Origin of the sequence: Mucilaginibacter defluvii, assembly GCF_039543225.1 — a bacterium.
Taxonomy (GTDB): domain Bacteria; phylum Bacteroidota; class Bacteroidia; order Sphingobacteriales; family Sphingobacteriaceae; genus Mucilaginibacter; species Mucilaginibacter defluvii.
In genome coordinates this window covers 218,837-245,000 of sequence record NZ_BAABJI010000004.1, presented here as the reverse complement: position 1 = coordinate 245,000, position 26,164 = coordinate 218,837, and the positions used below count along the sequence as shown (strand labels likewise).

Here is a 26,164-nt window from a genome sequence, read left to right as displayed (position 1 = left end):
CACACATTAATCAGTTTATTTCATGAAGATATTTGATAGAGCTATTTGGGCTCTCGGGGTATGCTTTGCTTTTACCTTACCGGTTTTTGCTCAAAACAACCCGGTTAGGCCAATGGGCGATGTTACCACAGTAACCGAAAACGGCCAGCATTTAAAAATCGCTACGCAAAATGCCCGCGCCGAGATTACAGTGTATAGCCCCTCGGTTATCAGGGTGCGTATTGATAAAAAAGAGCTTGCGTCTGATTTTTCGTACGCGGTGATAGCCAAGCCACAACAGGGAAAGGCATCCATCACCCAAAATGATAACGAGATACAGTTAGTTACCGATTCGGTTAAGATGATCATCGGTAAAAAGCCTTTCAGTGTTACCTTTTATACGCCTGATGGTAAGGTGATCAGTCAGGACGAAACTGGCCTGGCTACCTCATGGGTAAGTGATTACGTAACTACTTACAAAAAAATGCAGGATGGCGAGCGTTTTGTTGGCCTGGGCGAAAAAACCGGCGCGCTTGACCGCCGTGGTTCAGGCTATACGCACTGGAACTCGGACGTGTTTGGCTACCGTGTTGATCAGGATCCGTTGTACTCTACCATTCCGTTCTACATCGGCATACACCATGGGTTGAATTACGGTATATTTTTAGATAATACCTGGCAAAGCGATTTTAACTTTGGCGCCAGCAACAACCGCTTTTCATCATTCGGTGCGCGTGGCGGTGAGATGAACTATTACTTCATCTACCACAAAAACCTGGCGGATATCATTACCTCGTACACCGCGCTTACCGGCCGCATGAATTTGCCGCCGCTGTGGAGCCTGGGCTATCAGCAAAACCGCTATAGTTATTACCCCGATACCGAGGTGTACCGTATAGCCCAAACACTGCGCGAGAAAAAGATACCTGCTGATGGCATTACGCTCGACATCCATTATATGGATAAATACAAGGTGTTCACCTGGGACAAAAACCGTTTTCCGGATCCCGTGAAAATGAATAGCCGGTTGAAGGAAATGGGTTTTAAAACCACGGTAATTGTTGACCCTGGTGTAAAAACCGAGGCCAGTTACGGCGTTTACGAACGCGGACAGAAGAGCGACATTTTTATAAAATATGCTGATAATACCAACTATACCGGCGAGGTGTGGCCGGGCTGGTGCCATTTCCCAGACTTTACCGGTGCTAAAGGGCGCGACTGGTGGCAGGGTGAAATAAAGCAATACGCTGCTGATGGTGTTAGCGGTATTTGGAATGATATGAACGAGATTGCCACCTGGGGACAGAAAATGCCCGATAACGTGATCTTTGACTGGGAAGGCCGTAAGGCAGCCCATCCCGAAGCGCGTAATGCTTATGGCATGCAAATGGCCAGGGCCAGTTATGAGGGTTTCCGCAAGGCATTGAATAAGCGGCCGTTTATTTTGAGCCGTTCGGGTTATGCAGGGCTGCAACGTTACTCAGCCCTATGGACTGGTGATAACCGTGCCGAAGATGACCACATGCTGCAAGGCGTTAGGCTGCTGAGCAGTTTAGGGCTGAGCGGCGTGCCTTTCAGTGGTATGGATATAGGCGGCTTTACCGGCAATGCCAGCGTTGCGCTGTACACTAAGTGGGTGCAGATAGGCGCATTTAATCCATACTTCCGTAACCACACCGGTGTAAACACCAAATCGGCCGAGCCATGGGCTTTTGGTGAGGAAACACTGGAGGTAGCGCGCAACTACATTAACCTGCGCTATAAACTGCTGCCATATCTATACTCTACCTTTTATGAAGCCACACAGGATGGTTTGCCTGTAGTACGCTCCCTGGCTATCAATTATACGCACGATGCGAAGGTATACCAGTATCAAAACCAATACCTGTTTGGCAATGCTTTTCTGGTAGCGCCGTTTGCCGGTGCTGATGCGTACGGAATCGTTTATCTGCCCAAAGGCAAATGGTATAACCTGTATTCGGATGAGTTGAGTGATGGCGGTACCGAAACTATTGTTAAACTGGCCAACAACAAGTTGCCGGTTTATGTAAAGGAGAGTGCCATCATCCCGATGCAATCGCTGATACAAAACACTACAGAAAAACCTACCGATACGCTTAACGTACATATTTACAAAGGCGATGTAAATAACAGCTTTGTGTATTATGAGGATGACGGTGAAAGCTACGATTACGAAAAAGGCAGCTTTTATAAACGCACCATCAGCTATAATGCCGCCAAAAAAGCCATCACGTTTGCAAAGGCGGATGGATCGATGGCATCAAAGTTTAAACATATCCGCTTGTATATGCACGGTTTTGGCAATACCGACCTAAAAGCCGGCGGCAAACAGTTGCAGGCTAAAGCGGAGTTTGTATCGTTCATCAATCCGGTTTCAAAATTTGATCCGCAGGGCGTGGCCAATGCTGCCGAGGGTAGCAATACGCGCACGGTTACCTTGCCTAACAACAGCGCCGAATTTGTTATTAACTATTAACAGCTACCAAAATATAAGTTATGAGAGTAATATATAAACTATCCATTATAGCGCTGCTGCTGGCCAATGTGGCCTGTAAAAAAAGCAGTCCTGCTGGTCCAACGCCTACTGATCCGGAAACCGAAACGCCGGATACCAGCAGCAACGGCATCCCTAACAATGCGGGCGATGGGGTTACATTTATTAATAACGGTACATCGGCCATATTTAACCTGTACGCGCCGGGTAAGGTATCGGTATCGGTAATTGGCGATTTTAATAACTGGACCACAACCACCATGAAACGCAGTACCGATGGTACCCGGTGGTGGGCGCAGGTTGATAACCTGGATGCCAATACCGAGTATGCTTATCAATATTTAATTAACGGTAACCTGCGTGTAGCCGACCCTTATACCGAGAAGATACTTGACCCGGATAACGATAAATATATCCCGGCATCGGTATACCCTAACCTGAAAGCTTATCCGGCAGGAAAAACCACTTCCATTGTAAGTGTAATGCAGGCCAACCAGCCTTCATACACCTGGAAAGTGAGTAGCTTTACCCGCCCCGCTAAAAAGGACCTGGTGGTATACGAATTACTGGTGCGCGATTTTGTTAAAGATCATAGCTACAAAACCATTATTGATACGCTGGATTACATCAGTCGGCTTGGTGTTAACGCTATTGAGCTGATGCCGGTTGCTGAATTTGAGGGCAATGAATCATGGGGGTATAATGATTCCTTCTTTTTCGCGCCCGATAAGTATTATGGTACCAAAAACGACCTGAAAGCGCTGGTTGATGCCTGCCACCAGCGCGGTATTGCTGTTATTATGGATATTGTGCTTAACCATGCCTTTGGCTCATCGCCCATGGTGCGCATGTACTTTGACCAAAATACCGGCAAGCCATCATCATTAAGCCCGTGGTTTAATGTGGATGCCAAGCACCCGTTTAATGTGGGGTATGATTTTAACCACGAAAGCCCGGCAACCAGGTATTTCTCAAAAAACGTAATGCGCCACTGGTTGAAAGAGTATAAAATTGACGGTTACCGTTTCGACCTTTCAAAAGGTTTTACGCAAAGCAATAACCCGAATGATGTGAACGCATGGTCTGCATACGATGCCAGCCGCATTGCCATCTGGAAAGATTATAACAACTTCATTAAAACCGTTGACCCTAACGTTTATGTGATATTGGAGCACTTTGCCGCCGCACAGGAAGAAAAGGAGCTTGCTGCTGAAGGCATGATGCTTTGGAATAACCTGGCTCATGGTTTTCAGGAAGCTAATATGGGTTGGATAAACACGTCAGACCTGTCGCAACTTATGTTTGCCGCGCACACCTTTACCATTGCTGATGGTTTGGTGAGCTATGCCGAGAGTCATGACGAGGAGCGCGTGATGTTTAAAAATATAACCTATGGTAATCAGGATGGTTACAATGCCCGCCTGCTGAACAATGGCCTGAAACGCGGCGCCATGACGGCGGCCTTTCTGATGGCATCGCCGGGCCCGAAAATGATTTGGCAATTTGGTGAGCTGGGTTATGACGTCAGCATTGACCAGAACGGCCGTACCGGTAACAAGCCCATACTTTGGAATTATCAAGACGTACCCGAGCGCAAGGCACTGTACAATGCATACGCCAAATACATAAAAATGAAGTTGAAAAACCCGGTGTTTGGTGCTAATACCGCAACCTATACCCTTACGGGCGCGGTGAAAAATATGGCGCTTAGCGGAAGCGGGGTTGATGTGCAGGTAGTAGGTAATTATGATGTAACAGCCAAAACCGCTACACTAGCATTCACCAAAACCGGTACCTGGTATGATTATGTTACCGGCAGCACGCTTAACGTAACCAGCACAAGCATGAGCCTCACCCTGCAACCGGGCGAGTATCACATATACAGCTCAGCACAGCTGCAATAGATAACAGCATTTGTGTTAAATGTTGTTGGTTTAATTTAGTTAGAAAAGCCGCTCCGCAAGGGGGCGGCTTTTTTGCATAAAAAAGCGCCCCGGCATTATGCCCAAGGGCGCTCTCACTATAACTAAACTCACTGTTTACTTGCTTTTTAGCTGCTGTATGTGGCTGCGCAGCTCGTTTATTTCGGCTTGCTGCTCTTTAATGGCGCCAACCAATATAGGTATCAGCTTCTCGTAATCAATTGTACCGGTGGTCACGGTGCGCTGGTTGTTTTTACCGGCACTGTACCACTTGTTATCCTGTTTTACCAGTTCGGGCAGTATCAGCTTAACGTCGTCAGCCGAGAAACCGTACTGGGTGCCTGATGGTAAGTTTAATTGTTTGTATTTGTCTTTATCAAACTCAAACTTAAGCGGCTCGAGCTGATTAACGTAGCTAAGCGAATTACGTATTGGTTCGCTGTTCTTTTTCAGTTGCTTGTCGCTTACAGTTTGCGCCGAAGCCGTGTTTAATATAAAAGCACTTGCAATGGTTGCCAGGGCAACACCAATTTTATTGATAGTCATGATATAAATTAAAAATAAAGGTTAAACAAACGTGGGCGGCAACCGCTGCCGCATGCGTTTAGTTAAAGGGGTAAAAAAATAAAAAAAGCGCTCAGGCTAAAAAACGGCCGTTTGGCGGGGGAGTAGGTACAGATGGAAAGTAAGCCGAAAGATCGTCGCTATCGGCATGTAAGTAAGTATTTGCGCGCGCTTTAAAATGCGGGGCGGGTAGCAGCCATTCCGGGTGGTGCAGCCAAAATTCATTCATAACCGTTTCCTTACTTTCGGTACGTGACGATGAATTTTCCTCATCGTCGGCATAAATTTTTTCAGAAAGCTCGGTGCCGGTATGGCTGATTATAGAGAGCAGGGAGATACCTGTTTTTTCCATTACGGAAAAAATGAGCACGAAGGTGAGCAGATATCTTAACAGGCTTACTCTCATTATCAAATGAATGTACTTTACTATGCAAACATAGTAAAAATGATTTGGTTTTTAAAACTTTTACGTTTATAATATAACCCATGCAATATTGTGCTTAACACGCACTGCTACCAAAAAAGTTAAGTAAATAATTGCGACCTTTACGCGCCGCGTTTACCGGCATTTTTACATGGATTTTTTACACACCCTGTTAGGGGAAGATATTAAAGCAGGTTTACTTATCATCCTGAACCTGATTGTTATAGAGAGCCTGCTCTCGGTTGATAACGCCGCGGTATTGGCTACCATGGTGCTTGATCTGCCGAAGGAGCAGCGTAATAAAGCCCTGCGTTATGGCATTATAGGCGCTTATGTTTTCAGGGGCATTTGTTTATTTTTAGCGGCATGGCTGGTAAAAATATGGTGGCTTAAACCGTTGGGTGGCCTGTACTTATTATACCTGGCTTTCAACTATTTTAAAACCAAAGCCGGCAAGTCAGCCGATAAGGAAGACGAGAACGTTGATAAAAACGAAAGCTGGATTTATAAATCAACCGTAGGTTTAATAGGTAACTTTTGGGCAACTGTAGCGCTGGTTGAGGTGATGGACCTCGCCTTTTCCATCGACAACGTATTTGCCGCCGTAGCCTTTACTGACCACGTTTTTTTGATCTATACGGGCGTATTCATCGGCATACTGGCTATGCGTTTTGTGGCGCAGGCTTTTGTTAAGCTGATGGAAAAGTTCACCTTTCTGGAAACCATCGCGTTCATCGTGATCGGTGTATTAGGGCTTAAACTGTCATCATCATTATATACCCACTTTTACCCCGAAACACCATTATCCCATGCTATTGAGGGTGAGCGTACCGATCTGTTCGTGTCCATCTTTACCGTAGCCATATTTATAATCCCGGTGGTAACTTCGTTGCTATTCAACTTCCCTAAAAGAAATGTGATTGAGCCTGAAGTAGCAGAAGATGCAGAGGGGGTGCTAAAAAAGAGCTAATGAATAAACTGATCGCGTCTCTATTCGGCATTGGTTACATAAAAGGTGGCGGCACGTATGCCTCCATTTTTACCTGCGTTGTGCTTTATTTTCTATGGCAGGTTCCGGCAGTGTTGATGCCTTTACCCAACGTACTGATTGGTTTGGCTATACTGCTTATTGGTATATACACCGGTAACAAGGTGGAACCATTTTGGGGTAAGGACAGCTACCGTGTAGTTATTGACGAGGTTGCGGGTATGTGGATAACCATGCTGTTTGTGCCCGTCAATAATATTAAACTGCTTGTTGCCGGGCTGATACTGTTTCGCTTTTTTGACATGGTAAAACCACTTGGCGTGCGTCGCATGGAAGCGCTAAAAGGCGGCCTGGGCGTAATGATGGATGATGTGTTGGCCGGTGTTTATGCTAACATCACATTGCAGGTTTTAGTATTTTCGGGCCTGTTGAAATAAACTTTTGCTTTTGAAGTTGTTATTAAAGATATATCCCCCAAAAAGAAAATATGCTATCTGAAAAACTGAAAGACGAAACCAAAACATATCACCACCAAACAGAAGTAGCCCTAATTGGCCGTATAAAGGCGATAAGTAATAAGGATGATTACGCCTCATTATTAAAAATGTTTTACGGCTATTTTGGCGGGCTTGAAAAACATATTGATGCCGCTATTGATACCACTTTAATAGATGATTACCATCAGCGCCGTAAAACCTCAGCTATAGCCGAAGATTTGGAAGCGCTTAACGAGAATGTGCCTGTCGTGGCCGATGGCGACAGCCTGCCGGTATTAACCAACCACTTGCAGGCCTTGGGTGCGCTGTACGTAATTGAGGGTTCAACCCTTGGCGGTAAAATTATCAGTAAAATGATTGTGCAAAAGCTCGATCCGTCACACGGTAACGCCCTTTCGTTTTTCAACAGTTATGGCGATGATACCATGAACATGTGGAACGCTTTTAAAGAAAAAATGAACAACCAGGCGCAAACCGAAGCGGAGCAGGAGGTTGTGACCGAATCGGCCAACAGTACATTCAGGCACTTTGCCGACTGGATTGCACGCTGCAATTAAGCGGGGTTGCTGAATTCTACATAAAAGGTTGAACCCTTGCCCAACTCGCTATCCACCCATATTTTGCCGCGGTGCTTTTCAACAATGCGCTTTACTATGGCCAGGCCAACGCCGCTGCCCTCAATGTCCTTCACATTGTCCGTGCGGTTAAATAGCTCAAATATGCGCGGAAGTTGCTTAATATCAATACCAAGCCCGTTATCTTTTATCCGGTAAAGTACCCCGGTATCAGTTATTTTACCTTCAATGCTTATTTGTTGCGGATCAGCACGCTGCGAGTATTTAATAGCATTACTCAACAGGTTGGCAAAAACCTGTAACAGCATAATCGGGTCGCCTTTTACAACCGGCGTTTCACCTATGGTAATCTGTAGCCGTGCGGTATCATATACCAGTGATAGGTCCTTAATAATGTCATTTACCATTGGCCCTATCTTTACATCCATAAAGTCGATCTCTGAACGGCCGATGCGCGAGTAATCCAGCACCTCATTAATCATGTAATTCATCTTGTCGGCGCGGTCAACAATACGGTCAATAACGCGTAATGCTTCTGGGCGGATGGATGCATCACGGGTAAGTAACTGGGCATAGCTTTTGATTACCGATATCGGGTTTTTTAAATCGTGCGATATGGTGAAGCTAAAGGTGTCAAGCTCCTCATAAGCCTGTTTAAGCTTCTCGTTAAGCTGACGGATCGCACTCGCTTTTTGGTTGATGGCGTAAGTGAGCTCTTCCTTTAAGCGTATAACGGCTTTAACTTCCTCGTTGCTCCAGGCAGCGGAGCGTGCCGTAACCGTTTCGGCCCAGGCTTCGAACGAGGTGCGTGGCGATATGTTCAGCATGCCATTGTTGTCCACCTCTGCCGGCTTTTCGGGATTTCCTGCCCAGGTGATCTGTTTTAGCTGTTCGGGCTTAAACCATATCATATATTCGCCCATCTCCTTTGATATAGCCGATACGATAATGCCGCTCGCTATATCCTTATATTTTAGTGCCGGCGCATATTTGTTTGACAGGTGATCGGTGCAAAAGAAAGTGTCCGTAACATCAGTCTTTATCCATTGCAGCAGCCCGGCTAACTGATCGTCGTTAGGTACTTTTCCAAATTTAAAGGTATTGCCTTCATAAATTAACACGGCGCCGTCGGCATAAGTAACGTTAAGGATGCTAACCTCATCGGTAGTAAGTGCATCTTCCAGGCTGTTGCTGCGCTGCATCTGCTTGGATATTTTTTCGACGTTTGCAAATAGCTGGTCCTGCAGCTGCTGGTTTTCCTCATCCTGCCTGAATTCTAAAGCTGATGATAGTATCTGCCCAATTAGTTTGGCGGACTCACGGGCTTTATAGTCAATATATCTTGGTGTATAGCTATGGCAGGCAATCAGCCCCCAAAGCTCTTTTTTGTACATTAATGATATACTGAAGCTCGACGCCACCCCCATGTTTTTTAGGTATTGTATATGGATGGGCGATACGGCACGCAATTGCGAGCAGGTGAGGTTGAGTGGTTGCGGCTCGCCGTCAGCAAGGGTTACTATTTTTGAGGGGATGCTGTTTACATCCGCTATGATACGGGTGTGGTTGAGTTTGTAAAGCTCGCGCGCTTGTTTGGGTATGTCTGATGCAGGGTAATGCAAACCCAGCCATGATTCCAGCTCCTCGTTTCTGGCGTCGGCTATTACCACGCCGTGCCCGTCGGCAGCAAAGCGGTAAACCATCACGCGGTCATACCCGATCACTTTTTTTACCTGCTCAGCCGAGTTGTTCAACAGGTTTTGCAGGTTTTTGTCGGCCAGCATTTCAGATATCGAACGCCCGATCATCTTTTGCATATCCGCGGTCGCCTCAGAATTAGCGGGCTCAAACTCCAGTACAAACAAATCGTCGGCCTGGTGAATGATCATGTAATAGCTATTGCCGTTTAACTCCAGCTGAAAAGGATTGATCTGCTCAAAGCTTTTGGTTGTTTTGCCGAAGGTAACCAGCTGGCTGATAAAGCCCATCGGCTCGTTTGGGCTCAGGGCATACTCCACCTCGCTTAATTCCTTACCTAATAAAAGCGATGGCAGGCCCGGTATTAAGTCGCTTACATTCTCGCTATGATAGCGTATAATATTGTCGTTATCAACTGCTATCAAAAAACCATAAGGCTGAATTTGGCCGGGTATGTGAATAGGTTCTCTGTCACAGTTGGTCAGATCAACATTAAACGCCATAGGGGATTGTATTTATAAGTAAATATTTATAACAAATATGAAAAAATAACTGAAACTATAAAGCCAATTAAATTCAAAATGTTTTGCTGTGCGGGTATGTAAAGTAATATTAATACAGGCGGTTAATGCCCGCGGGCGCTTAAAAAAGCAAAGCGGTTATTTAGCAGGTAATTTGGTTGATACAATGTGCGCTTTTGCTAAAAAAGTACATACTAAGTATATATTTATGCAGTAGCTTTATAGTCATGAATCATCACCTTTTAAAATCGATTATGAAGAGAGCCTTTTTGCCGGCATTGTTTGCCTCGGCAATCATACTACTATCATGCAGTACCAAGCCTGCCAATGATGTAGAAAAGGAAGAACCCAAGGTAGCCGACAGTACCGGCTTTACCGTAAAAACAATTTACAGCGAACTAAGTAACCCGTGGGGGATGGTATGGCTGCCTGATGGCCGCCTGCTGGTTACCGAGCGTGCCGGTGAGATACTGGTTTTTAAGAACGATAAATTTACCGGTGAAAAGCTTAAAGGCGTGCCGGCCGTGTTTAATAAAGGACAGGGCGGTTTAATGGACATCAAGCTGCATCCTGACTATAAAAAGAACGGCTGGATATATATTACCTACGCCAAACCGGTTGAAGGTGGCGCCACAACAGCGCTTGCCCGCTTCAAACTTAACGGTAATAACATTACCGACCTCACGGATATTTATACCGCCAAGCCGTATATCTCCGCTGATTTTCACTTTGGCAGCCGCGTGGTATTTGATAAGGACGGTTACCTGTATGTAAGCTCCGGCGAGCGTGGTACCCAGCCAAAGGTGCAGGAGCTTGATAACGACCATGGTAAAATACACCGCCTGTTTGATGATGGCCGCATACCGCAGGATAATCCTTTCGTGGGTCAGCCGGGCGCGCATGGCTCTATCTGGACGTTAGGGCACCGTAATCCGCAGGGTATGGTTTATGATGCAGTGAACAACCATATCTGGGAAGTTGAGCATGGCCCTAAAGGCGGTGACGAGCTTAACCTGATTGAAAAGGGCAAAAACTATGGATGGCCAAAAACATCATACGGCATTAACTATGATGGCACCGTGTTAACACCTAATAAAGAGTTGCCCGGCATCGAGAATCCTAAACATTATTGGGTGCCTTCAATTGCTACCTGTGGTTTAAGCATTGTCACCGGCGATAAATACCCGGGTTGGAAAGGCAACCTCCTGGTGGGTGCGCTTGCTTTAATGCACATTAACCGTGTAACGATTAACGGTACTGAGTATAAATCAGAGCAGCGCCTGTTGCAGAATAAAGGCCGTTTCCGTTACGTTGCTGAAAGCCCTGATGGTTACATATACGCTGTTACCGAAGGCCCTGGTGCTTTATTAAAGCTGATACCGAACAAAAAATAATATTGAGTACATATCAAAAAAACAGCTGCCTGACCAAGGCAGCTGTTTTGGTTTAATCACTTTTCGCGGGTAAATTCCGAATTGATAACAAACCGGTAAGTAACGTTATCATGTACCTCGGTGCCTTCTTCGTGTATTACGAGCTTAGTTGCCGTTAACGATGTTACGCTCAGGCTAAAAGGTTCTATCTCCGGTAGCGGATTGCCATCGTTGTAAGCAACGTAATTACTGTAGTTTATTTGATTATTGGTGAATGTATAGTTGAATTTGCCCCATGTGTCTGTAGTGTTTGCACTTTTGCCTGTTCCATCGGCATACAAATACAAATATTCAGGGTCTAATTCATCAATACTATCGTCACTATATTCCAGTTTATCACCGTTGTAAAGGCTGTAGCTGTCTTTAACTAATTTCCATTTACCAACAATGCTGATGGTGTTGTCAATGTTTCTTTCGTTATCCTTTTTACAGGAGAAGAACAGAATGCTGCAAAGGATGAGCAGCGGCGCGTAAAATTTCGTCATGTAATAAAATTTAGATAGCGCAAAGATATAAAATCGGTGTAAAGCTAAGGCCGGTATTTTGAATCGTTGAGTATCTTCTGCGCGTCGCGTTCAGCCATTAGCTGTTGCAGGGTGATATCAGCGTGTTTGCCCATATATTGCCTTACAATCTGCCAACCCGTCCAAACCGCGAGTTTGGGCGCCGATTCATTTTGCTCACCCAGGCCGGGTGTGAAGGGCGCCTCATTTAAATAATTCTGTATTTTTTGATAATCGGAGTTATACAGCAGGTTTTCATTTAAAAAGTAAGCCCAGATATCACTTTTAAAGGTATTGCACCATTGCAGCTGCTTGCCGGTATAACCAATTTTAGTACTATCGGGCACATCGGGCAGCACCTCATCCATAGCATACATAATTTTACCATTGTAGATCATGCGGGCCAGCAGGGTCTTGTCGGCATCGTTCTCCGGGAACATGTCCTCTCGCAAAACAGCTTCCACAACACGCGGGGTAATATTATCAGGCGTAAACCGGCGCGATAGATAGTGCGGATATTGCTGCACCAGCGCCGGATAAAATTTAGAATTGGCACCTAAAAACATATCCAGCCCTACGGCTACATATCCATCTCCGATGGATGTTTGCGCCTGAAAGCCCGAAAAATAAGCATAGACCTTCATCGGCTTAAACCCGGGGTAATAGTACTTAATGCGCCTGAATGCATCTGTTAATTCGGCTTCCCGCAAATCAAGGCTGGGGTATACCGAGTCAACCTCGTGTTTCAGGTCGTTATAAGCTTTGCCGGCAAATACCTGTTTAAGTGTACTAAAGTATGCGGTATCGGCGGTAGAACCGGCTTGTAAAACACGTTCAATATAGTCGCTGTAAAAGCTGCCATACTTTTGTTGCAGCAGCGCGGCCTGCTGCGGCATGGGTTTTGTACGCATAGCATTAAAGTCGCGGTCAAAACGGCTGATGGTAACATTGATATCAATATGGCTTACGTCAACCTTTTTACTGTCGCCGCAAGCGCAAAACAGTAGCATGATGCTGAAAAATAAATAAATTTGTTTTGCTTTGTTACAGGTGTAAATCATGCTCATCCTGTACAAATTTATAAAATAACCATACATTCTTATGAAGATCGCTTTAGCGCAGCTCAACTATCATATCGGTAACTTTGAATCGAACACGGCGAAAGCCATTGATGCCCTGAAAAAGGCCCGGGCTGAAGGGGCCGATCTGGTAGTATTTGCCGAGCTAAGCGTATGCGGATATCCCGCGCGCGATTTTCTGGAGTTTAAGGAGTTCATAGGCCTTTGTGAGGATGCCGCTCAAAAAATAGCACAGGAGTGTATGGATATAGCGTGTATTATAGGCCTGCCGACGGAGAACGATAAGCCGGAAGGGAAGGATCTAAATAATTCTGCTTATTTCATTAGCGATGGCAAGGTACAGCACCGTGTCGATAAAGCCCTGTTACCTAACTACGATGTATTTGATGAATACCGGTATTTTGAACCGTCGACAGAGTTTAACTGTATCGACTTCAAAGGGCACCGCATTGCGTTAACCATTTGCGAGGATTTGTGGAATACAATCGAGAACCCGTTATACATTACCCGCCCGATGGATACGCTGATTAAGCAGCAGCCTACAGTAATGATCAATATCGCGGCCTCGCCTTTCGCGTATAATCACGATGAAGAACGTATCGCTATCCTGAAAGATAATGCCGCACGTTATAACCTGCCTTTGTTTTACGTTAACCAGGTGGGCGCGCAAACTGAGTTGATTTTTGATGGCGGATCAATGGTGTTTGATAACGCCGGTAACCTCATTGACGAGATGCCATATTTTGAGGAGAGCATAGCCTATTACACCCTGAACGATGATGCCTCTGTCACCTTTACACATCAAAAGGGTATCAGGGCCGAACGTGAAAGCGATATAGCCCAAATTCACCAGGGGCTGTTATTAGGTATACGCGATTATTTTTATAAATCAGGTTTTACGCGTGCCACTTTGGGCCTGTCAGGCGGTATTGACTCGGCCGTGGTATGTGCTTTGGCTGCCGAGGCTTTAGGCCCTGAAAACGTGATGGCCGTATTATTGCCCTCCAAATATTCAACAGACCACTCCCTTAAGGATGCGGAAGACCTGGTGAATGCGCTTGGCTGTAAATCAGAAACCATCGCTATAAAGGATGTTACCGATGCTTTTGAAACAGCGTTAGCGCCGCAGTTTAAAAACCTGCCGTTCAATATTGCCGAGGAGAACATACAATCGCGCAGCCGTGCCGTACTGTTGATGGCTATGTGCAACAAGTTTGGTTACATATTGCTCAATACATCCAACAAAAGCGAGGCTGCTGTGGGCTACGGTACGTTGTATGGCGATATGTGCGGCGGTATTTCGGTAATAGGCGATGTTTATAAATCACAGGTGTTTGAACTGGCACGATACATTAACCGCGAGCGTGAGATTATACCAGAAAATACCATTATTAAACCGCCTTCGGCAGAGTTAAGGCCCGATCAAAAAGATACTGACTCGCTGCCGGAGTATGACGTGCTGGATAAAATACTGGTAGAGTACCTGGAAAACCGGCGTTCATCATCAGAAATTATACACATGGGCTTTGACGAAGCCACCGTGCGCAGGGTAATAAAACTGGTTAATACCGCTGAGCATAAGCGCTACCAAACACCGCCTATTTTAAGGGTATCGCCAAAAGCATTTGGCATGGGCAGGCGTATGCCGATAGTGGGTAAGTATCTGTCGTAAAAATATTTAAACATATATATTAAACCATTTACAGCGTATATGGTCTAAACAAGAAAAGGGAGATATAAGGTTATGAGAAAATTAATATATGCAGGGCTGGTGCTGTTCCTGCTTGCAGGGTTGAGTGCCTGCTCCAATTACCGTTATTATACCGCTGCCAAAAACAAAACAAACTTAAGCGCATACCGCAGTTTCGCTTTTGTTGAGGCACCGAAACCAAGCAATAACCCACGTAAAATTTATGCTAACGACATTGCCGATGCCAATATTAAAGACGCCGCCATTGAAGCGTTAAAAGCGAAAGGCCTCGTTGAGCAACCTGCGCAACCTGATTTGTTGGTTAACTATACCACCATGACCGGCCGTGGCTACAAAACCAACTACTATGGCGGTGGTTGGGGTGGCTGGGGTTATCCGGGCTTTGGCTGGGGCTGGGGCGGATGGGGTGGCTGGGGCTACCGTCCGTTTTATGGTGGCGGCTGGGGTTGGGGCGGCTGGGGCGGCGGCGGTTTCGCCGAACGTGTTCCGTACCGCGAAGGCACCGTTATCATCGACCTAATTGACCGCAAAACCGGTAAAATGGTTTGGCGTGGTTATGGGGTAGGCGAGGTGCGTAACCCGCAAAAAGCTATTAATGATTTGCCGAAAGTAGTAAGCGGTATTATCGAAAAGCTTGATCTGAATAACCCGCAGCGTAAATCATAATTACGTTAAACTCCAAATAAAAAACGTCCGCTAAATCAGCGGGCGTTTTTTATTTTATTCTACTTTATCACGTAGTTGCTCTTTCGGGATATATACGCGTTTACCTTTTTTGTTGATGTAATAATAGGCCGAGTTTTTATCAATAAAGATGGTCTCATTATTAGGGCCGGCTTTGCCGTCGTATTTTTTATCAACTACTGAAGAAGCGCCTTTTGAAGCGACCTCCGCCGTTTTGTTGCCTACTTTTTTGGCCGTTTTCTTTACGTCCTGACCTACACTTTGCGCATAGCTGTATGAGGCGGCAAATAAGCCTGCCGCTACAATAGCGGCTTTTACTATATTTTTCATGTTATCAGATAATTAAGTTGATTAATCAGCTCAATTTCTCTGCCAAATTCTTCATCTCCAAAACCGGCGATTTTTTTTGATACAGGATGCTGTAAACTGCATCGCAAATAGGCATATTTACCTTATGCTGTTTGTTAACCTCATACAAACAATTGATAGCGTAATAGCCCTCGGCAATCATATTCATTTCTAATTGAGCTGAAGTTACCGTATAGCCCTTGCCGATCATGTTGCCAAAGGTGCGGTTACGGCTAAATTGCGAATAAGCGGTTACCAGCAGGTCACCCAGGTAAGCGCTCTCTTTTATATCACGATCAATGGGATGCACGGCATCCAGGAAGTTTTTAAGCTCTTTTATAGCGTTTGATATCAGTACCGCCTGAAAGTTATCGCCATAACCCACGCCGTGGCAAATACCGCTGGCTATGGCATATATGTTTTTTAATACGGCGGCGTATTCGGTACCATATATATCGTCGGACACGATGGTTTTCAGGTATCGGTTGCTGATCATGCCGGCAAATTCTGCGGCAAGTTCTGTGTCTTGCGAGGCGATAGTTAAGTACGACAGCTTTTCCAGTGCCACTTCCTCGGCATGGCATGGCCCGCTAATCACGATGATATCCCGGGCGGGTACCATACAATGCTGCTGCAAAAACTCCCCGATGATCTGGTTCTCATCCGGAACAATGCCTTTTATGGCCGATATTATTTTTTTACCCCTCAGATCATCAGGCGTTATGCCTTTTAATGCTTCTTTCAAAAATGCGGCAGGCACGTTCAGCAGCACCATGTCGGCGTTGCTTATGATATATTTTATATCGGTGGATATATTTTCGGCCGGTACCTTTATTTCAACCGAACTTAAATAGTTGGGGTTGTGCCTGAATTTGTGAATGTGCTCAACAGCTTCCGGGTTACGCATCCACCAGTATATTTGTTTAGGGGTGACGTTATCGCTCAACATTTTGATGTTTGCCGTAGCCCAACTGCCACCGCCAATAACCGCTATTTTTTTAGGTTGCTTTTGCATTACAATTAAAATGTGCCGCCGGTAAAAAATGTTTTACCATTAAAAAGCGGAGGGACAAATTAATGAAATATATTTCAGAGGGAGAAAGAGCTTTTATTATGAGGTGCTGTAATGCATTTTTTTAGCACGGCTCATAACCTGTCCTAAATTTCTTTTGAGCGATCAAAAGAAAGAAAAATCGCCGGCTGTTTAATTTTCTTTGAAAGGCAGTGCTTCCTTAGTGCTATCCGAAAATTAAAAGGCCGGGGGGATTGGTTATTTATAGATTGTGCTTGTAGCTTTTATTTTAATTTATTGTCATCTCGACGAAGGAGAGATCTGTCTGCGTTAACAAAACAGCGACAGATTTCTCCTCGTACCTCGTTCGAAATGACAAATTTATTTTTGAACCCCCTCAAAAATGGTGAGGTTTCTATCTCCAGGCTTTGTACTGATTAATCAAACCATTGGTTGATGCATCGTGCGTAGTAACATCATCTTCGGTACGTAACTCAGGGAGAATTTTACCGGCAAGCTGCTTACCCAGTTCAACGCCCCATTGGTCAAAACTGTATATGTTCCAGATGATGCCCTGTACAAATATCTTGTGCTCGTACATGGCTATTAAAGCGCCTAAAGTGTGCGGGGTGATCTTTTTAACCAGTATAGAGTTAGTTGGGCGGTTACCTTCAAACACCTTGAATGGCGCCAAAACCTTTATCTCTTCTTCGCTTTTGCCTTGTGCTTTGAGTTCCGCAACTACCTCTTCTTCGGTTTTGCCGTTCATTAAAGCTTCGGTTTGGGCAAAGAAATTTGAAAGTAATAAAGTATGATGCTCGCCAACCGGGTTATGCGTTTGCGCCGGGGCTATAAAATCGCAAGGTATAAGTTTAGTACCCTGGTGGATCAGCTGATAGAAAGCATGCTGCCCGTTTGTACCCGGCTCGCCCCAGATAACCGGACCGGTTGAGTAATCAACCACCTTGCCATTACGGTCAACATACTTGCCGTTGCTTTCCATATCGCCTTGCTGAAAGTATGCGGCAAAGCGGTGCATGTACTGATCGTAAGGTAAAATAGCTTCGGTTTCTGATTCAAAGAAGTTGTTATACCAGATGCCTATTAAGGCCAGTATCACCGGTACATTCTGTTCAAACTCCGTATTACGGAAGTGGTTATCCATGGCATGAGCACCGCCAAGCAACTCCTCAAAGTTATCAAAACCAATGCTCAGGGCAATTGAAAGGCCGATGGCACTCCATAACGAGTAACGGCCACCAACCCAATCCCAAAAACCAAACATGTTAGCGGTATCAATACCAAATTTACCCACAGCATCAGCATTGGTTGATAGCGCCGCGAAGTGTTTGGCCACATCCGCCTCAACCGCGCCGCTCTCTAAAAACCAGTTACGTGCGGTGTGGGCGTTAGCCATGGTCTCCTGCGTGGTAAAGGTTTTTGAGGCAATCAGGAACAAGGTCGTCTCCGGGTTAACCGTTTTTAAAGTTTCGGCAATATGCGTACCATCAACGTTTGATACAAAGTGCAGGTTCAGGTGGTTCTTATAGGCTTTTAAAGCCTCGGTAACCATTACCGGCCCAAGGTCAGATCCGCCGATACCGATGTTCACTACATCGGTGATCGGTTTGCCGGTATAACCTTTCCACTCCCCGCTAATCACCGCGTTGCTAAACTCCTTCATGTGCTGTAATACCGCGTTAACATCAGGCATTACATCTTTACCGCCAGCCAAAACGGGCGTGTTACTGCGGTTACGCAGCGCGGTATGCAATACCTCACGTCCTTCGGTAGCGTTTATCTTCTCGCCGTTAAACATCGCCTCAATGGCATCTTTAACACCGCACTCCTTAGCCAGTTGTATCAACAGGGCAATGGTTTCGTCGTCTATTCGGTTCTTTGAGTAATCAAGCAATATCTCCTCAAATTGGATAGAGAACTTGCTGAAGCGATCCGGGTCGGCGGCAAATAATTCGCGCAGGCTTTTAGGCGCTATGTCAATGTAATGGTCGGTAAGATATTTGAACGCGTTGGTCGTGGTAAAATCAGTTGAAGGTAGCATAATCGTAGTTTGTTTTTTGACAAAATTAACTTTTTGAGCTTCTTATAAAAGTGATTAAAGTAAATAGCACGTCACGTTTTTACACGAATGTTTAAAGCGGCTGTTTTTACCGCCTCATTAAAAACGTTTTGTAAGCCCGCGCGTTTACAAATATTTATATTTGCCGTATGACCAAGGAACAAATACAGGATTTAAGGGATAGAACAGCTTCCCTGAGGAGGCATCTTTGACATTGATGCCAAGCTTGAAAAACTGAACGAAGAACAGGAAATTACCATAGGCCCACATTTTTGGGATGCCCCCAAAGAGGCCGAAAAGGTATTGGCATCCATCAAGGCCAAAAAAATATGGACCGACGCTTACCAGCGCGTGGCATCCATTGTTGACGATACGCAGGTATTGTATGAATTTTACCAGGCCGGCGATGCTACCGAGCCCGAGATGAAGGAGCAGTTTAATGCCGCTACTGTAGCCATAGAGGAGCTGGAATTTAAAAATATGCTTTCGGCCGAGGAAGACCAGCTGAATGCCGTATTACAGATAACCGCAGGTGCCGGTGGTACCGAAAGCTGCGACTGGGCCAGCATGCTGATGCGCATGTACATTATGTGGGGCGAAAAAAACGGCTACAAGGTTACCGAGCAGGATTCGCAGGAAGGCGATGTGGCCGGCATAAAAACCGTTACCCTGCAGTTTGAGGGCGATTTTGCCTATGGCTATCTTAAAGGTGAAAATGGCGTGCACCGCCTGGTGCGTGTATCTCCGTTTGATGCCAATGCCAAGCGCCATACCTCATTCGCATCCGTATATGTATATCCGTTAGTTGATGATACTATTGAGATTGAAGTTAACCCGGCCGATATTGAGTTTGAAACCTTCCGCTCGGGTGGTGCCGGCGGGCAAAACGTGAACAAAGTGGAAACAGCCGTGCGTTTGTATCACAAACCATCGGGCATTATCATTAAAAACCAGGAGTCGCGCTCGCAGTTGCAAAACAAAGAGAACGCTATCCGGTTGCTGAAATCGCAATTATACGAGATTGAAATGCGCAAGCGTATGGAAACCACCAACGCTATTGAGGGTAATAAAAAGAAGATAGAATGGGGATCGCAAATTCGTAACTACGTTTTACACCCGTATAAACTGGTAAAGGATTTGCGTACCGACCACGAAACATCAAACGCGCAGGCCGTGCTTGATGGCGATATCAACGACTTTTTAAAAGCCTATTTAATGGAGTTCGGCGGCGACAAATAAACAGCTTTTTGGCACCGGTTTTGAATAATATAAAGCCCTTAACAATAAATTAAGGGCTTTTTTAGTTTAATAAGTTTTGGCATTTATGAGGTGAATAAAGAATTAACACTCTTTTAAATAATAAATGCTTGATATTGTGAATTATACAGTTTAATTTTATCACCCCTAATTAACTGAGCATGACACGACAACGTTTTAAAAACGTACTACTTGTAGCCCCCGATAATTGCCCCCGTCGTTTAGCAGCCGAATACGATTATGTAAAGCATATTGCCGATACCTCGCGTATCTTCCCGGTAATATTTGAGATGAAGCCCGACTTGATCCTGTTTGATTACGAGTATATTAAAACTGATATTGAACGTATCGTTCGCCGCCTGCGCATGAACGCCTTTTATAAAAAAACTAAAATTTGCTGTTATAAGCTAAAGCCGCATACCGAAACGGATGAATTGCTGAAAGCCATTGGCGTAAACAACTTTATTTATCCTGAGGATTTGCTGGCAGATACCGCCGAAAAGGTAAGCATTTTTACTGCTATACTGGATGCATCGCTGATGCGGGTATTGGCTAAAACAACGTAGACATCCGGCATCTCCTTTGTTATTTCGAACGAAATACGAGGAGACATCTGTCGCTTTTTTGTCCAACGCAACAGGTTTCTCGCTGCCGTTCGAATGGATGGCATCTCCGCTGCATGTTTAACGGAAGTCTATTTCTTCTTTTTCTTCTCCGTATGCTCGTAAATCTTGGTGCTTACCGCTACTGAATCCTTAAAATAAACATACAGGCGCTTTACATAGCTTGGGGGGTAGCCATCGTATTTTACATCAATGTCATAATAAATATAATTATCCTTTTTACCTTGAGGCCAGCCCAGGCTATCGGTTACCTGATAAAACCGCATGCCTTTTATCTTTCTGTTCTTTAGCAAATCGTTTAACATGCCGTCGCGGTACTTAAAGTCGAGCCCTTCAGCATCATTCCACAGTTTGCGGTTAAAAGGCTGATCGCGGCGGCAGGCTGAAAGCAATATCACCAACAAAGAAAAACTGACAAAAAGTACCTTATTTAACATGGCTGATAATTATAGCGCGAAGATACTCAATTTTTATGCTCCTGCACTTCAACCGCCATTACAACCGAATCAGCATTAAAGGATATAGCCAGTTCCTTTGAGTAGGTAGGTTCCATGTCGCTCCCATACTTCATTATAATATCGTAATAGGCTTGTTTGCCGTCCACGTCGTCAGGTTCGCCCAGCATTGCTCTCACATCGCTAAACGGTTTACCCTTTAGCTCATGGTTTTTGAGCAGATCTTTCACCATTTTGTTGCGATGCGGATAGTCCCACTCTTTTTTTTGGCTCCACTTTTCCTTGTCAAACTTTTGCTTGCAGCCCAGGGAAAGTAATAATGCACCAACGAAAAAACAGGAGCGTAAAAGCTTCATTAAATATTCTTTAACAGGTATGTTTTAAAGGCTTCAAAACTGGCCGGCATTTGTACCGCTTGTTTCGCTCTTCCTTCAAGCTGTTTAACGGATTCGGGTACCGAAATGTTCACCGCTACATCAGCCGGTATTACATCCGGAAACTTGCACGGATGCGCGGTTGACAGGAAAACACCGGTTATTTGCGCATGGTCTGCCTGCCATTCCTTTAAAGCCTTCCAGGCAATAGCCGTGTGCGGGCAAACCACATACTGGTGATCAGCATAAACCTTTTCGATAGCCTCAACAGTTTGTTCATCGTTATAACTGTACCCAGTGATGAGTTGCTTCAATGCCGTTTCGTCAGCTTTAAACAGATCGGCAATGCGCACCCAGTTGCTTGGGTTGCCAACATCCATCGCGTTTGATATGGTTGATACCGATGGCTTTGGCTCATAAACACCGGTTTTTAAGAACGCGGGTACTGTATCATTAGCATTGGTAGCGGCAATAAATTGCACAACCGGCAAGCCCATTTTCCAGGCTAACAAACCTGCACCAATATTACCAAAGTTACCGCTTGGCACCGCAAAAGCTACCTTGCTTTTGCCCTTTCGCAGCAACTGCGCATAGGCATTAAAGTAGTAAAAAGTTTGCGGTATCAAGCGTGCGATGTTAATAGAGTTGGCTGATGTAAGGCGGTAGGTCGCATTCAGTTCCGCATCGGTAAAAGCTTGCTTAACCAAGGCCTGGCAATCATCAAAAGTACCTTCGACCTCCAGCGCGCGGATGTTTTGGCCGTTGGTGGTTAGCTGCTGCTCCTGCACGCCGCTTACTTTACCTTTAGGGTAAAGGATCGTAACACGGGTATTCGGCACGCCTAAAAAACCCAAGGCTACGGCACCGCCGGTATCGCCCGAGGTGGCTACCAGTACATCAAGCTGCTTCTCGCCTGCCTCTAAAAAATAGCTCATTATGCGGCTCATAAAGCGGGCACCAAAATCCTTAAAGGCTAATGACGGACCGTGGAACAGCTCCAGCACATATACATCATCCTCCAGCTCCACTACCGGGGCATCAAAGTTAATAGCATCATCTATCAGTGCTCTCAGTTCAGCCTCGGGGATGGTATCGCCCAATATATTTTTGGCTACGCCAAAGGCTATCTCCGGCAGGGTTAGCTCGCCCAGGTTGCTGATAAACTCGTCGCTTAAGCGCGGAATGTTTACCGGCATATATAAACCTTTATCCTGCGGCATACTGTTAAAAACCGCTTCTTTAAATGATACGCTTGTTGATGTATTGTTGGTGCTGTATAGTTCCATGACCTCTTATTTCGAAATGCAAATTTTTGATTTCGGATTTATTGTTGTTCAATTATTTACTTATAGGATAGGATAAAATTCGAAATTGAAAATCCGAATTCCGAAATCCTTTATCCTATTACTCTCGGCCCTGCATCATTTATCGTAGATACATAGGTATTGGAGCCGATCTTTAATCCTGTTAAGTGTTGTTGTAGTTTTTGGGTGATATCCTTTGCCGTTTGCTCGTCGCGGGTAAAGGCGAATACCGATGGCCCCGAGCCTGATATGCCGAAGCTTACTGCGCCGTTGCTCATGGCAATTTCGCGCATCTTGTAAAAATCAGGTATCAGCATGGAGCGTACCGGTTCAACCAGTACATCCTTCATACTGCGGCCTATCAGGTCAATATCCTGCATAAACAAACCACTTACTAAACCTGCTATGTTACCCCATTGCGTTACGGCATCCTTCATATTTATTTTATTACGAATGATCTGACGCGCCTCGCGGGTTGGCACATCAACATCAGGGAATACCACAGCACACCAAAGATCCTTTGGATGCGGCAGGCGCACCACATCAAGCGGTTCGTAACTGCGTATCAGCACAAAGCCACCTAACAGGGCGGGCGCAACGTTATCTGCATGGCCATGCCCGCAGGCCATTTCCTCGCCTTTCATGGCAAAGGGCAGCAGGTTTATAGGGTCGCGGTCATCACCCATCAGGGTTTTAATGGCATACAAACCCGCAACCGTACTGGCCGAGCTTGAACCCAAACCACTGCCGATAGGCATCTTTTTATGCAGTTCAATATCCAAGCCGATATCGGCACGGCCAATGCTATTCAGATAATGCTGTACGCTTACACTCACGGTGTTCTTAGCCGGGTCAAGCGGCAGTCTGCCATCATCACCCGTGATTTTACTGATGGTGATGCCGGGTGTATCCTTAACCCGCATAACCACCTCATCGCCGGGCTCGTTAACGGCAAAGCCTAAAACATCAAACCCGCAAACTACGTTGGCTACGGTTGCCGGGGCAAAAACGTGTACACTGTCCGCCGTCAGGCCCCCCATCCCCCTAAAGGGTGTGAAAGCGCTGTTTGTATTTATTTCCTGTAAATCGTTACTCATGATCGTTTTTGTATTTTAAGTTCCCCCTTCAGGGGGTTAGGGGGCGGTGTTCTAATTAGCGCCCACGTTTATCAAATCAGCAAATACGCCTGCGGCGGTTACCTCGGCACCGGCGCCCGGGCCTTTTACTACCAATGGACGCTCCTTGTACCTGTCAGTAGTAAAGGATATGATGTTATCACTGCCCGACAGCATGTAGAACGGATGGTTTTCATCAACCATTTGTAGGGTGATGGATGCCTTGCTGTCCTCCAGTTTGCCAATGTAACGCAATACCTTGCCACCGCTTTCAGCCTGTTGTTTCAGGTTGGTAAAGTAAGCGTCCTCAGCTTTAAGCGCGGCGTAAAAATCATCTACGGTAGTAGCATCAAGGCAGGCTTGCGGCAGTATGCTTTGTATCTCCACATCGGCGGCTTCTAAAGTATGCCCGGCATCACGCGCCAGGATCAATATCTTACGCATAAAGTCGGTACCGCGCAGGTCGTCGCGCGGGTCTGGCTCGGTGTAGCCTTTCTCCTGCGCCAGTTTAACCACGTCATGAAAATTGGCATCGCCCTTAAACTGGTTAAAGATGAATGATATGGTACCCGACAGGATGGCCTCGATACGTTGCACCCGGTCGCCGCTGTTCATCAGGTCTTTCAGTGTACGGATGATGGGCAAACCTGCACCCACATTGGTTTCATAAAAAAAGTCGACACCGCGGGTACGTGCCGCATCCTTAAAGGCTTTGTAGCGGCTGTAGCTGCCCGAGTTGCCTATTTTATTACAGGTTACTACGGATATGGCTGAGTTGAGCACCTCCTCATAAAACTCTACCGGAACCGGGCTTGCCGTATTATCAATAAACACGCAGTTAGGCAGGTTCATGCTCTTCATGGTGTCTATAAACAAACGCAGGTCGGCTGCATTTGTACTGGCTTCAAGCGCGGGTTGCCAATTTTCAAGGTCGATGCCATCGGTATTGAACATCATTTTGCGGGTATTGCTGATGCCTACTACCTTTACCTGTATGCCATTTTCGCTAAGTAAAAAACCGGCATGGGCTTTAAGCTGGCCGAACAGTGTTTTGCCGATGTTGCCGGTACCCAGGCAAAAAGCATGTAAGGTTTTATACAGGTCAACAAAAAAGGCATCGTGTACGGCATTGAGCGCTTTGCCCAGGTCATATTCGCTGATGATCACCGAAATATTGTATTCTGATGATCCCTGTGCAATAGCCCTTACATTTACACCATTACGGCCCAGCGCATGAAACAGCTTGCCCGAAACGCCCGGTGTTTGTTTCATGTTTTCGCCAACAACGGCTAATATGGCCAGGTTTTCTTCAACGGTGATGGGTTCCAGTTTATTGGCTAATATTTCCAATTCAAACTCCTGCTCAATAATGGCTTTGGCGCGTACGGCATCACCGGGTTGTATGGCAAAGGTGATGCTATGCTCAGATGACGACTGGGTGATGAGGATAACATTGATCTGCTCGCGGGCCAGCAGCGAGAACAAACGCCCGCTAAAGCCCGATTTACCCACCATGCCGCTACCCATTAAATTAAGTATGCTGATGTTATTGATGGATGATATACCCTTTATAGGCTGGTTGGATGCCTTGCTTTCGTGCTGTATAACCGTACCTGCAAATTCAGGTTCAAAAGTATTTTTTATAACGATAGGGATCTTTTTCAAAAAAGCCGGGATCATGGTTGGTGGGTAGATCACCTTGGCACCAAAGTAAGATAGCTCCATGGCCTCGGTATAGGTCAGCTCGCTCAGCGGGAAGGCCTTTTTAACCATGCGCGGGTCGGCGGTCATCATGCCGTTTACGTCGGTCCATATCTGTATTTCCTGTGCATTCAAGGCCGCACCGAAGATAGCGGCAGTATAATCACTGCCGCCACGACCAAGCGTGGTGATCTGCCCGGCCTCGTTACTGGCAATAAAACCGGTAACAAACAACACTTTATCAGCATGGCTGGCATACAGATCGCGGATCAGCAATTCGCTTAGCGCGGTATCAACCCGGGCATTACCAAAGGCGCTGTCGGTCTTTATTGCTTCGGATGCATCAACAAAAAAGGCATTGCCAAAGTGCTGGGCCGCGATTTTACTGATCATCAGCGTTGAGCAACGCTCACCAAAACTAACAATCAGGTCGCGGGTTTTGGCGGTCAGCTCACGCAGGGTAAGTACGCCTTGCAGCAATTCTTCCAACTGGTTGAAATGAATTTTCAGACGAGTGAAAGCCGGGTTTTGGTTCTGAATATCGAGCAGGCTTTTTACCACATCAAAGTGGCGGCGTTCCAGCTCGGCAAGCTGCGCGGTAAATTCGTTGCCTTTGGCAGCCTCTTCGGCCATATTGATCAGCAGGTTGGTAACCCCGCTCATGGCCGATAGCACCACCACCGGGCGTTCGCCTTGCTCAACGTCGTTTTTTACTATTTGCAGCAGGGTTGTTATGCTGCTTACTGAGCCTACGGAGGTGCCCCCGAATTTTAAGACTTTCATTTTGTTGATATAGCTATTA

23 protein-coding genes are annotated in these 26,164 nt (G+C 45.8%); 10 read left to right on the top strand and 13 right to left on the bottom strand.

Going from position 1 to position 26,164, the window contains the following annotated elements; all coding sequences use genetic code 11:
• Positions 1-22 precede the first annotated feature (22 nt).
• Both ABD960_RS18035 and ABD960_RS18030 read left to right on the top strand, forming a co-directional pair.
• Positions 23-2,476 (top strand): glycoside hydrolase family 31 protein, encoded by a 2,454-nt coding sequence (locus ABD960_RS18035; protein ID WP_345333364.1) that lies wholly within the window; start codon positions 23-25, stop codon positions 2,474-2,476.
• Between the two features lie 20 nt (positions 2,477-2,496).
• On the top strand, positions 2,497-4,398 hold the full coding sequence (locus tag ABD960_RS18030) for an alpha-amylase family glycosyl hydrolase (protein WP_345333362.1): 1,902 nt from the start codon (positions 2,497-2,499) through the stop codon (positions 4,396-4,398).
• A gap of 135 nt (positions 4,399-4,533) precedes the next feature.
• On the opposite strand, the gene ABD960_RS18025 is transcribed toward ABD960_RS18030, so the two are convergent.
• Together ABD960_RS18025 and ABD960_RS18020 are read right to left on the bottom strand one after the other, a co-directional pair.
• Positions 4,534-4,962: a tail fiber domain-containing protein gene (locus ABD960_RS18025; protein ID WP_345333360.1), complete on the bottom strand. Its 429-nt coding sequence runs from the start codon at positions 4,960-4,962 to the stop codon at positions 4,534-4,536.
• Between the two features lie 91 nt (positions 4,963-5,053).
• Positions 5,054-5,386, bottom strand: coding sequence for a hypothetical protein (locus ABD960_RS18020; protein ID WP_345333358.1), 333 nt, complete (start codon positions 5,384-5,386; stop codon positions 5,054-5,056).
• Positions 5,387-5,555: 169 nt separating this feature from the next.
• On the opposite strand from ABD960_RS18020, the gene ABD960_RS18015 reads away from it, so the two are divergent.
• From ABD960_RS18015 to ABD960_RS18005, 3 genes are read left to right on the top strand one after another with little or no spacing between them, the layout of a single operon-like run.
• Positions 5,556-6,374 carry a TerC family protein gene (locus ABD960_RS18015; RefSeq protein ID WP_345333356.1) on the top strand — a complete coding sequence of 273 codons (819 nt, stop codon included), beginning with the start codon at positions 5,556-5,558 and terminating at the stop codon, positions 6,372-6,374.
• Positions 6,374-6,829 carry a phosphatidylglycerophosphatase A family protein gene (locus ABD960_RS18010; protein WP_345333354.1) on the top strand — a complete coding sequence of 152 codons (456 nt, stop codon included), beginning with the start codon at positions 6,374-6,376 and terminating at the stop codon, positions 6,827-6,829. The genes ABD960_RS18015 and ABD960_RS18010 overlap by 1 nt, the downstream gene beginning before the upstream one ends.
• Before the next feature lie 50 nt (positions 6,830-6,879).
• The gene (locus ABD960_RS18005) at positions 6,880-7,446 is read left to right on the top strand and encodes a biliverdin-producing heme oxygenase (RefSeq protein ID WP_345333352.1); all 567 of its coding nucleotides are present in this window, start codon (positions 6,880-6,882) and stop codon (positions 7,444-7,446) included.
• Here ABD960_RS18005 and ABD960_RS18000 read toward each other — a convergent pair.
• Positions 7,443-9,665: an ATP-binding protein gene (locus ABD960_RS18000; protein WP_345333349.1), complete on the bottom strand. Its 2,223-nt coding sequence runs from the start codon at positions 9,663-9,665 to the stop codon at positions 7,443-7,445. The genes ABD960_RS18005 and ABD960_RS18000 overlap by 4 nt on opposite strands.
• Before the next feature lie 272 nt (positions 9,666-9,937).
• On the opposite strand from ABD960_RS18000, the gene ABD960_RS17995 reads away from it, so the two are divergent.
• On the top strand, positions 9,938-11,077 hold the full coding sequence (locus tag ABD960_RS17995) for a PQQ-dependent sugar dehydrogenase (RefSeq protein WP_345333347.1): 1,140 nt from the start codon (positions 9,938-9,940) through the stop codon (positions 11,075-11,077).
• A gap of 56 nt (positions 11,078-11,133) precedes the next feature.
• Here ABD960_RS17995 and ABD960_RS17990 read toward each other — a convergent pair whose 3' ends face one another.
• Together ABD960_RS17990 and gldB are read right to left on the bottom strand one after the other, a co-directional pair.
• Positions 11,134-11,601, bottom strand: a complete 468-nt coding sequence (locus tag ABD960_RS17990; RefSeq protein WP_345333345.1) for a hypothetical protein — start codon at positions 11,599-11,601, stop codon at positions 11,134-11,136.
• 44 nt (positions 11,602-11,645) lie between these two features.
• The gene (gene gldB / locus ABD960_RS17985) at positions 11,646-12,680 is read right to left on the bottom strand and encodes a gliding motility lipoprotein GldB (protein WP_486348238.1); all 1,035 of its coding nucleotides are present in this window, start codon (positions 12,678-12,680) and stop codon (positions 11,646-11,648) included.
• A 40-nt stretch (positions 12,681-12,720) separates the two neighbouring features.
• Between gldB and ABD960_RS17980 the strand changes: the two genes are divergently transcribed.
• Both ABD960_RS17980 and ABD960_RS17975 read left to right on the top strand, forming a co-directional pair.
• Positions 12,721-14,370 (top strand): NAD+ synthase, encoded by a 1,650-nt coding sequence (locus ABD960_RS17980; protein WP_345333341.1) that lies wholly within the window; start codon positions 12,721-12,723, stop codon positions 14,368-14,370.
• A gap of 72 nt (positions 14,371-14,442) precedes the next feature.
• Entirely contained in the window at positions 14,443-15,075 is a 633-nt protein-coding gene (locus ABD960_RS17975) for a DUF4136 domain-containing protein (protein ID WP_345333339.1), read from the top strand.
• A gap of 54 nt (positions 15,076-15,129) precedes the next feature.
• Here the strand turns inward: ABD960_RS17975 and ABD960_RS17970 are convergent, their stop codons facing one another.
• The 3 genes from ABD960_RS17970 to pgi form a co-directional block, all read right to left on the bottom strand.
• Complete coding sequence (locus ABD960_RS17970; protein WP_345333337.1) at positions 15,130-15,423, bottom strand: hypothetical protein; 294 nt, start codon at positions 15,421-15,423, stop codon at positions 15,130-15,132.
• A gap of 25 nt (positions 15,424-15,448) precedes the next feature.
• Complete coding sequence (locus tag ABD960_RS17965) at positions 15,449-16,456, bottom strand: NAD(P)H-dependent glycerol-3-phosphate dehydrogenase (RefSeq protein ID WP_345333335.1); 1,008 nt, start codon at positions 16,454-16,456, stop codon at positions 15,449-15,451.
• A gap of 412 nt (positions 16,457-16,868) precedes the next feature.
• Entirely contained in the window at positions 16,869-18,515 is a 1,647-nt protein-coding gene (gene pgi, locus ABD960_RS17960) for a glucose-6-phosphate isomerase (RefSeq protein WP_345333333.1), read from the bottom strand.
• A 167-nt stretch (positions 18,516-18,682) separates the two neighbouring features.
• Between pgi and prfB the strand changes: the two genes are divergently transcribed.
• Together prfB and ABD960_RS17950 are read left to right on the top strand one after the other, a co-directional pair.
• Positions 18,683-19,772, top strand: a protein-coding gene (gene prfB / locus ABD960_RS17955) for a peptide chain release factor 2 (protein WP_345333331.1) whose coding sequence is annotated in 2 segments (ribosomal slippage) — positions 18,683-18,742 and positions 18,744-19,772 — 1,089 coding nt in all. Because the reading frame shifts where the segments join, the coding sequence is not laid out codon by codon here.
• A gap of 179 nt (positions 19,773-19,951) precedes the next feature.
• Positions 19,952-20,356: a hypothetical protein gene (locus ABD960_RS17950; protein WP_345333329.1), complete on the top strand. Its 405-nt coding sequence runs from the start codon at positions 19,952-19,954 to the stop codon at positions 20,354-20,356.
• Positions 20,357-20,484: 128 nt separating this feature from the next.
• Here the strand turns inward: ABD960_RS17950 and ABD960_RS17945 are convergent, their stop codons facing one another.
• The 5 genes from ABD960_RS17945 to thrA form a co-directional block, all read right to left on the bottom strand.
• On the bottom strand, positions 20,485-20,850 hold the full coding sequence (locus ABD960_RS17945) for a hypothetical protein (RefSeq protein WP_345333327.1): 366 nt from the start codon (positions 20,848-20,850) through the stop codon (positions 20,485-20,487).
• Between the two features lie 26 nt (positions 20,851-20,876).
• Positions 20,877-21,224, bottom strand: coding sequence for a hypothetical protein (locus ABD960_RS17940; protein ID WP_345333325.1), 348 nt, complete (start codon positions 21,222-21,224; stop codon positions 20,877-20,879).
• Positions 21,224-22,528 carry a threonine synthase gene (thrC, locus tag ABD960_RS17935; protein ID WP_345333323.1) on the bottom strand — a complete coding sequence of 435 codons (1,305 nt, stop codon included), beginning with the start codon at positions 22,526-22,528 and terminating at the stop codon, positions 21,224-21,226. Before thrC ends, ABD960_RS17940 begins: the two co-directional genes overlap by 1 nt.
• 110 nt (positions 22,529-22,638) lie before the next feature.
• Positions 22,639-23,586: a homoserine kinase gene (locus tag ABD960_RS17930; RefSeq protein WP_345334480.1), complete on the bottom strand. Its 948-nt coding sequence runs from the start codon at positions 23,584-23,586 to the stop codon at positions 22,639-22,641.
• A gap of 108 nt (positions 23,587-23,694) precedes the next feature.
• Positions 23,695-26,145 (bottom strand): bifunctional aspartate kinase/homoserine dehydrogenase I, encoded by a 2,451-nt coding sequence (gene thrA / locus ABD960_RS17925; RefSeq protein ID WP_345333321.1) that lies wholly within the window; start codon positions 26,143-26,145, stop codon positions 23,695-23,697.
• Positions 26,146-26,164: the final 19 nt, after the last annotated feature.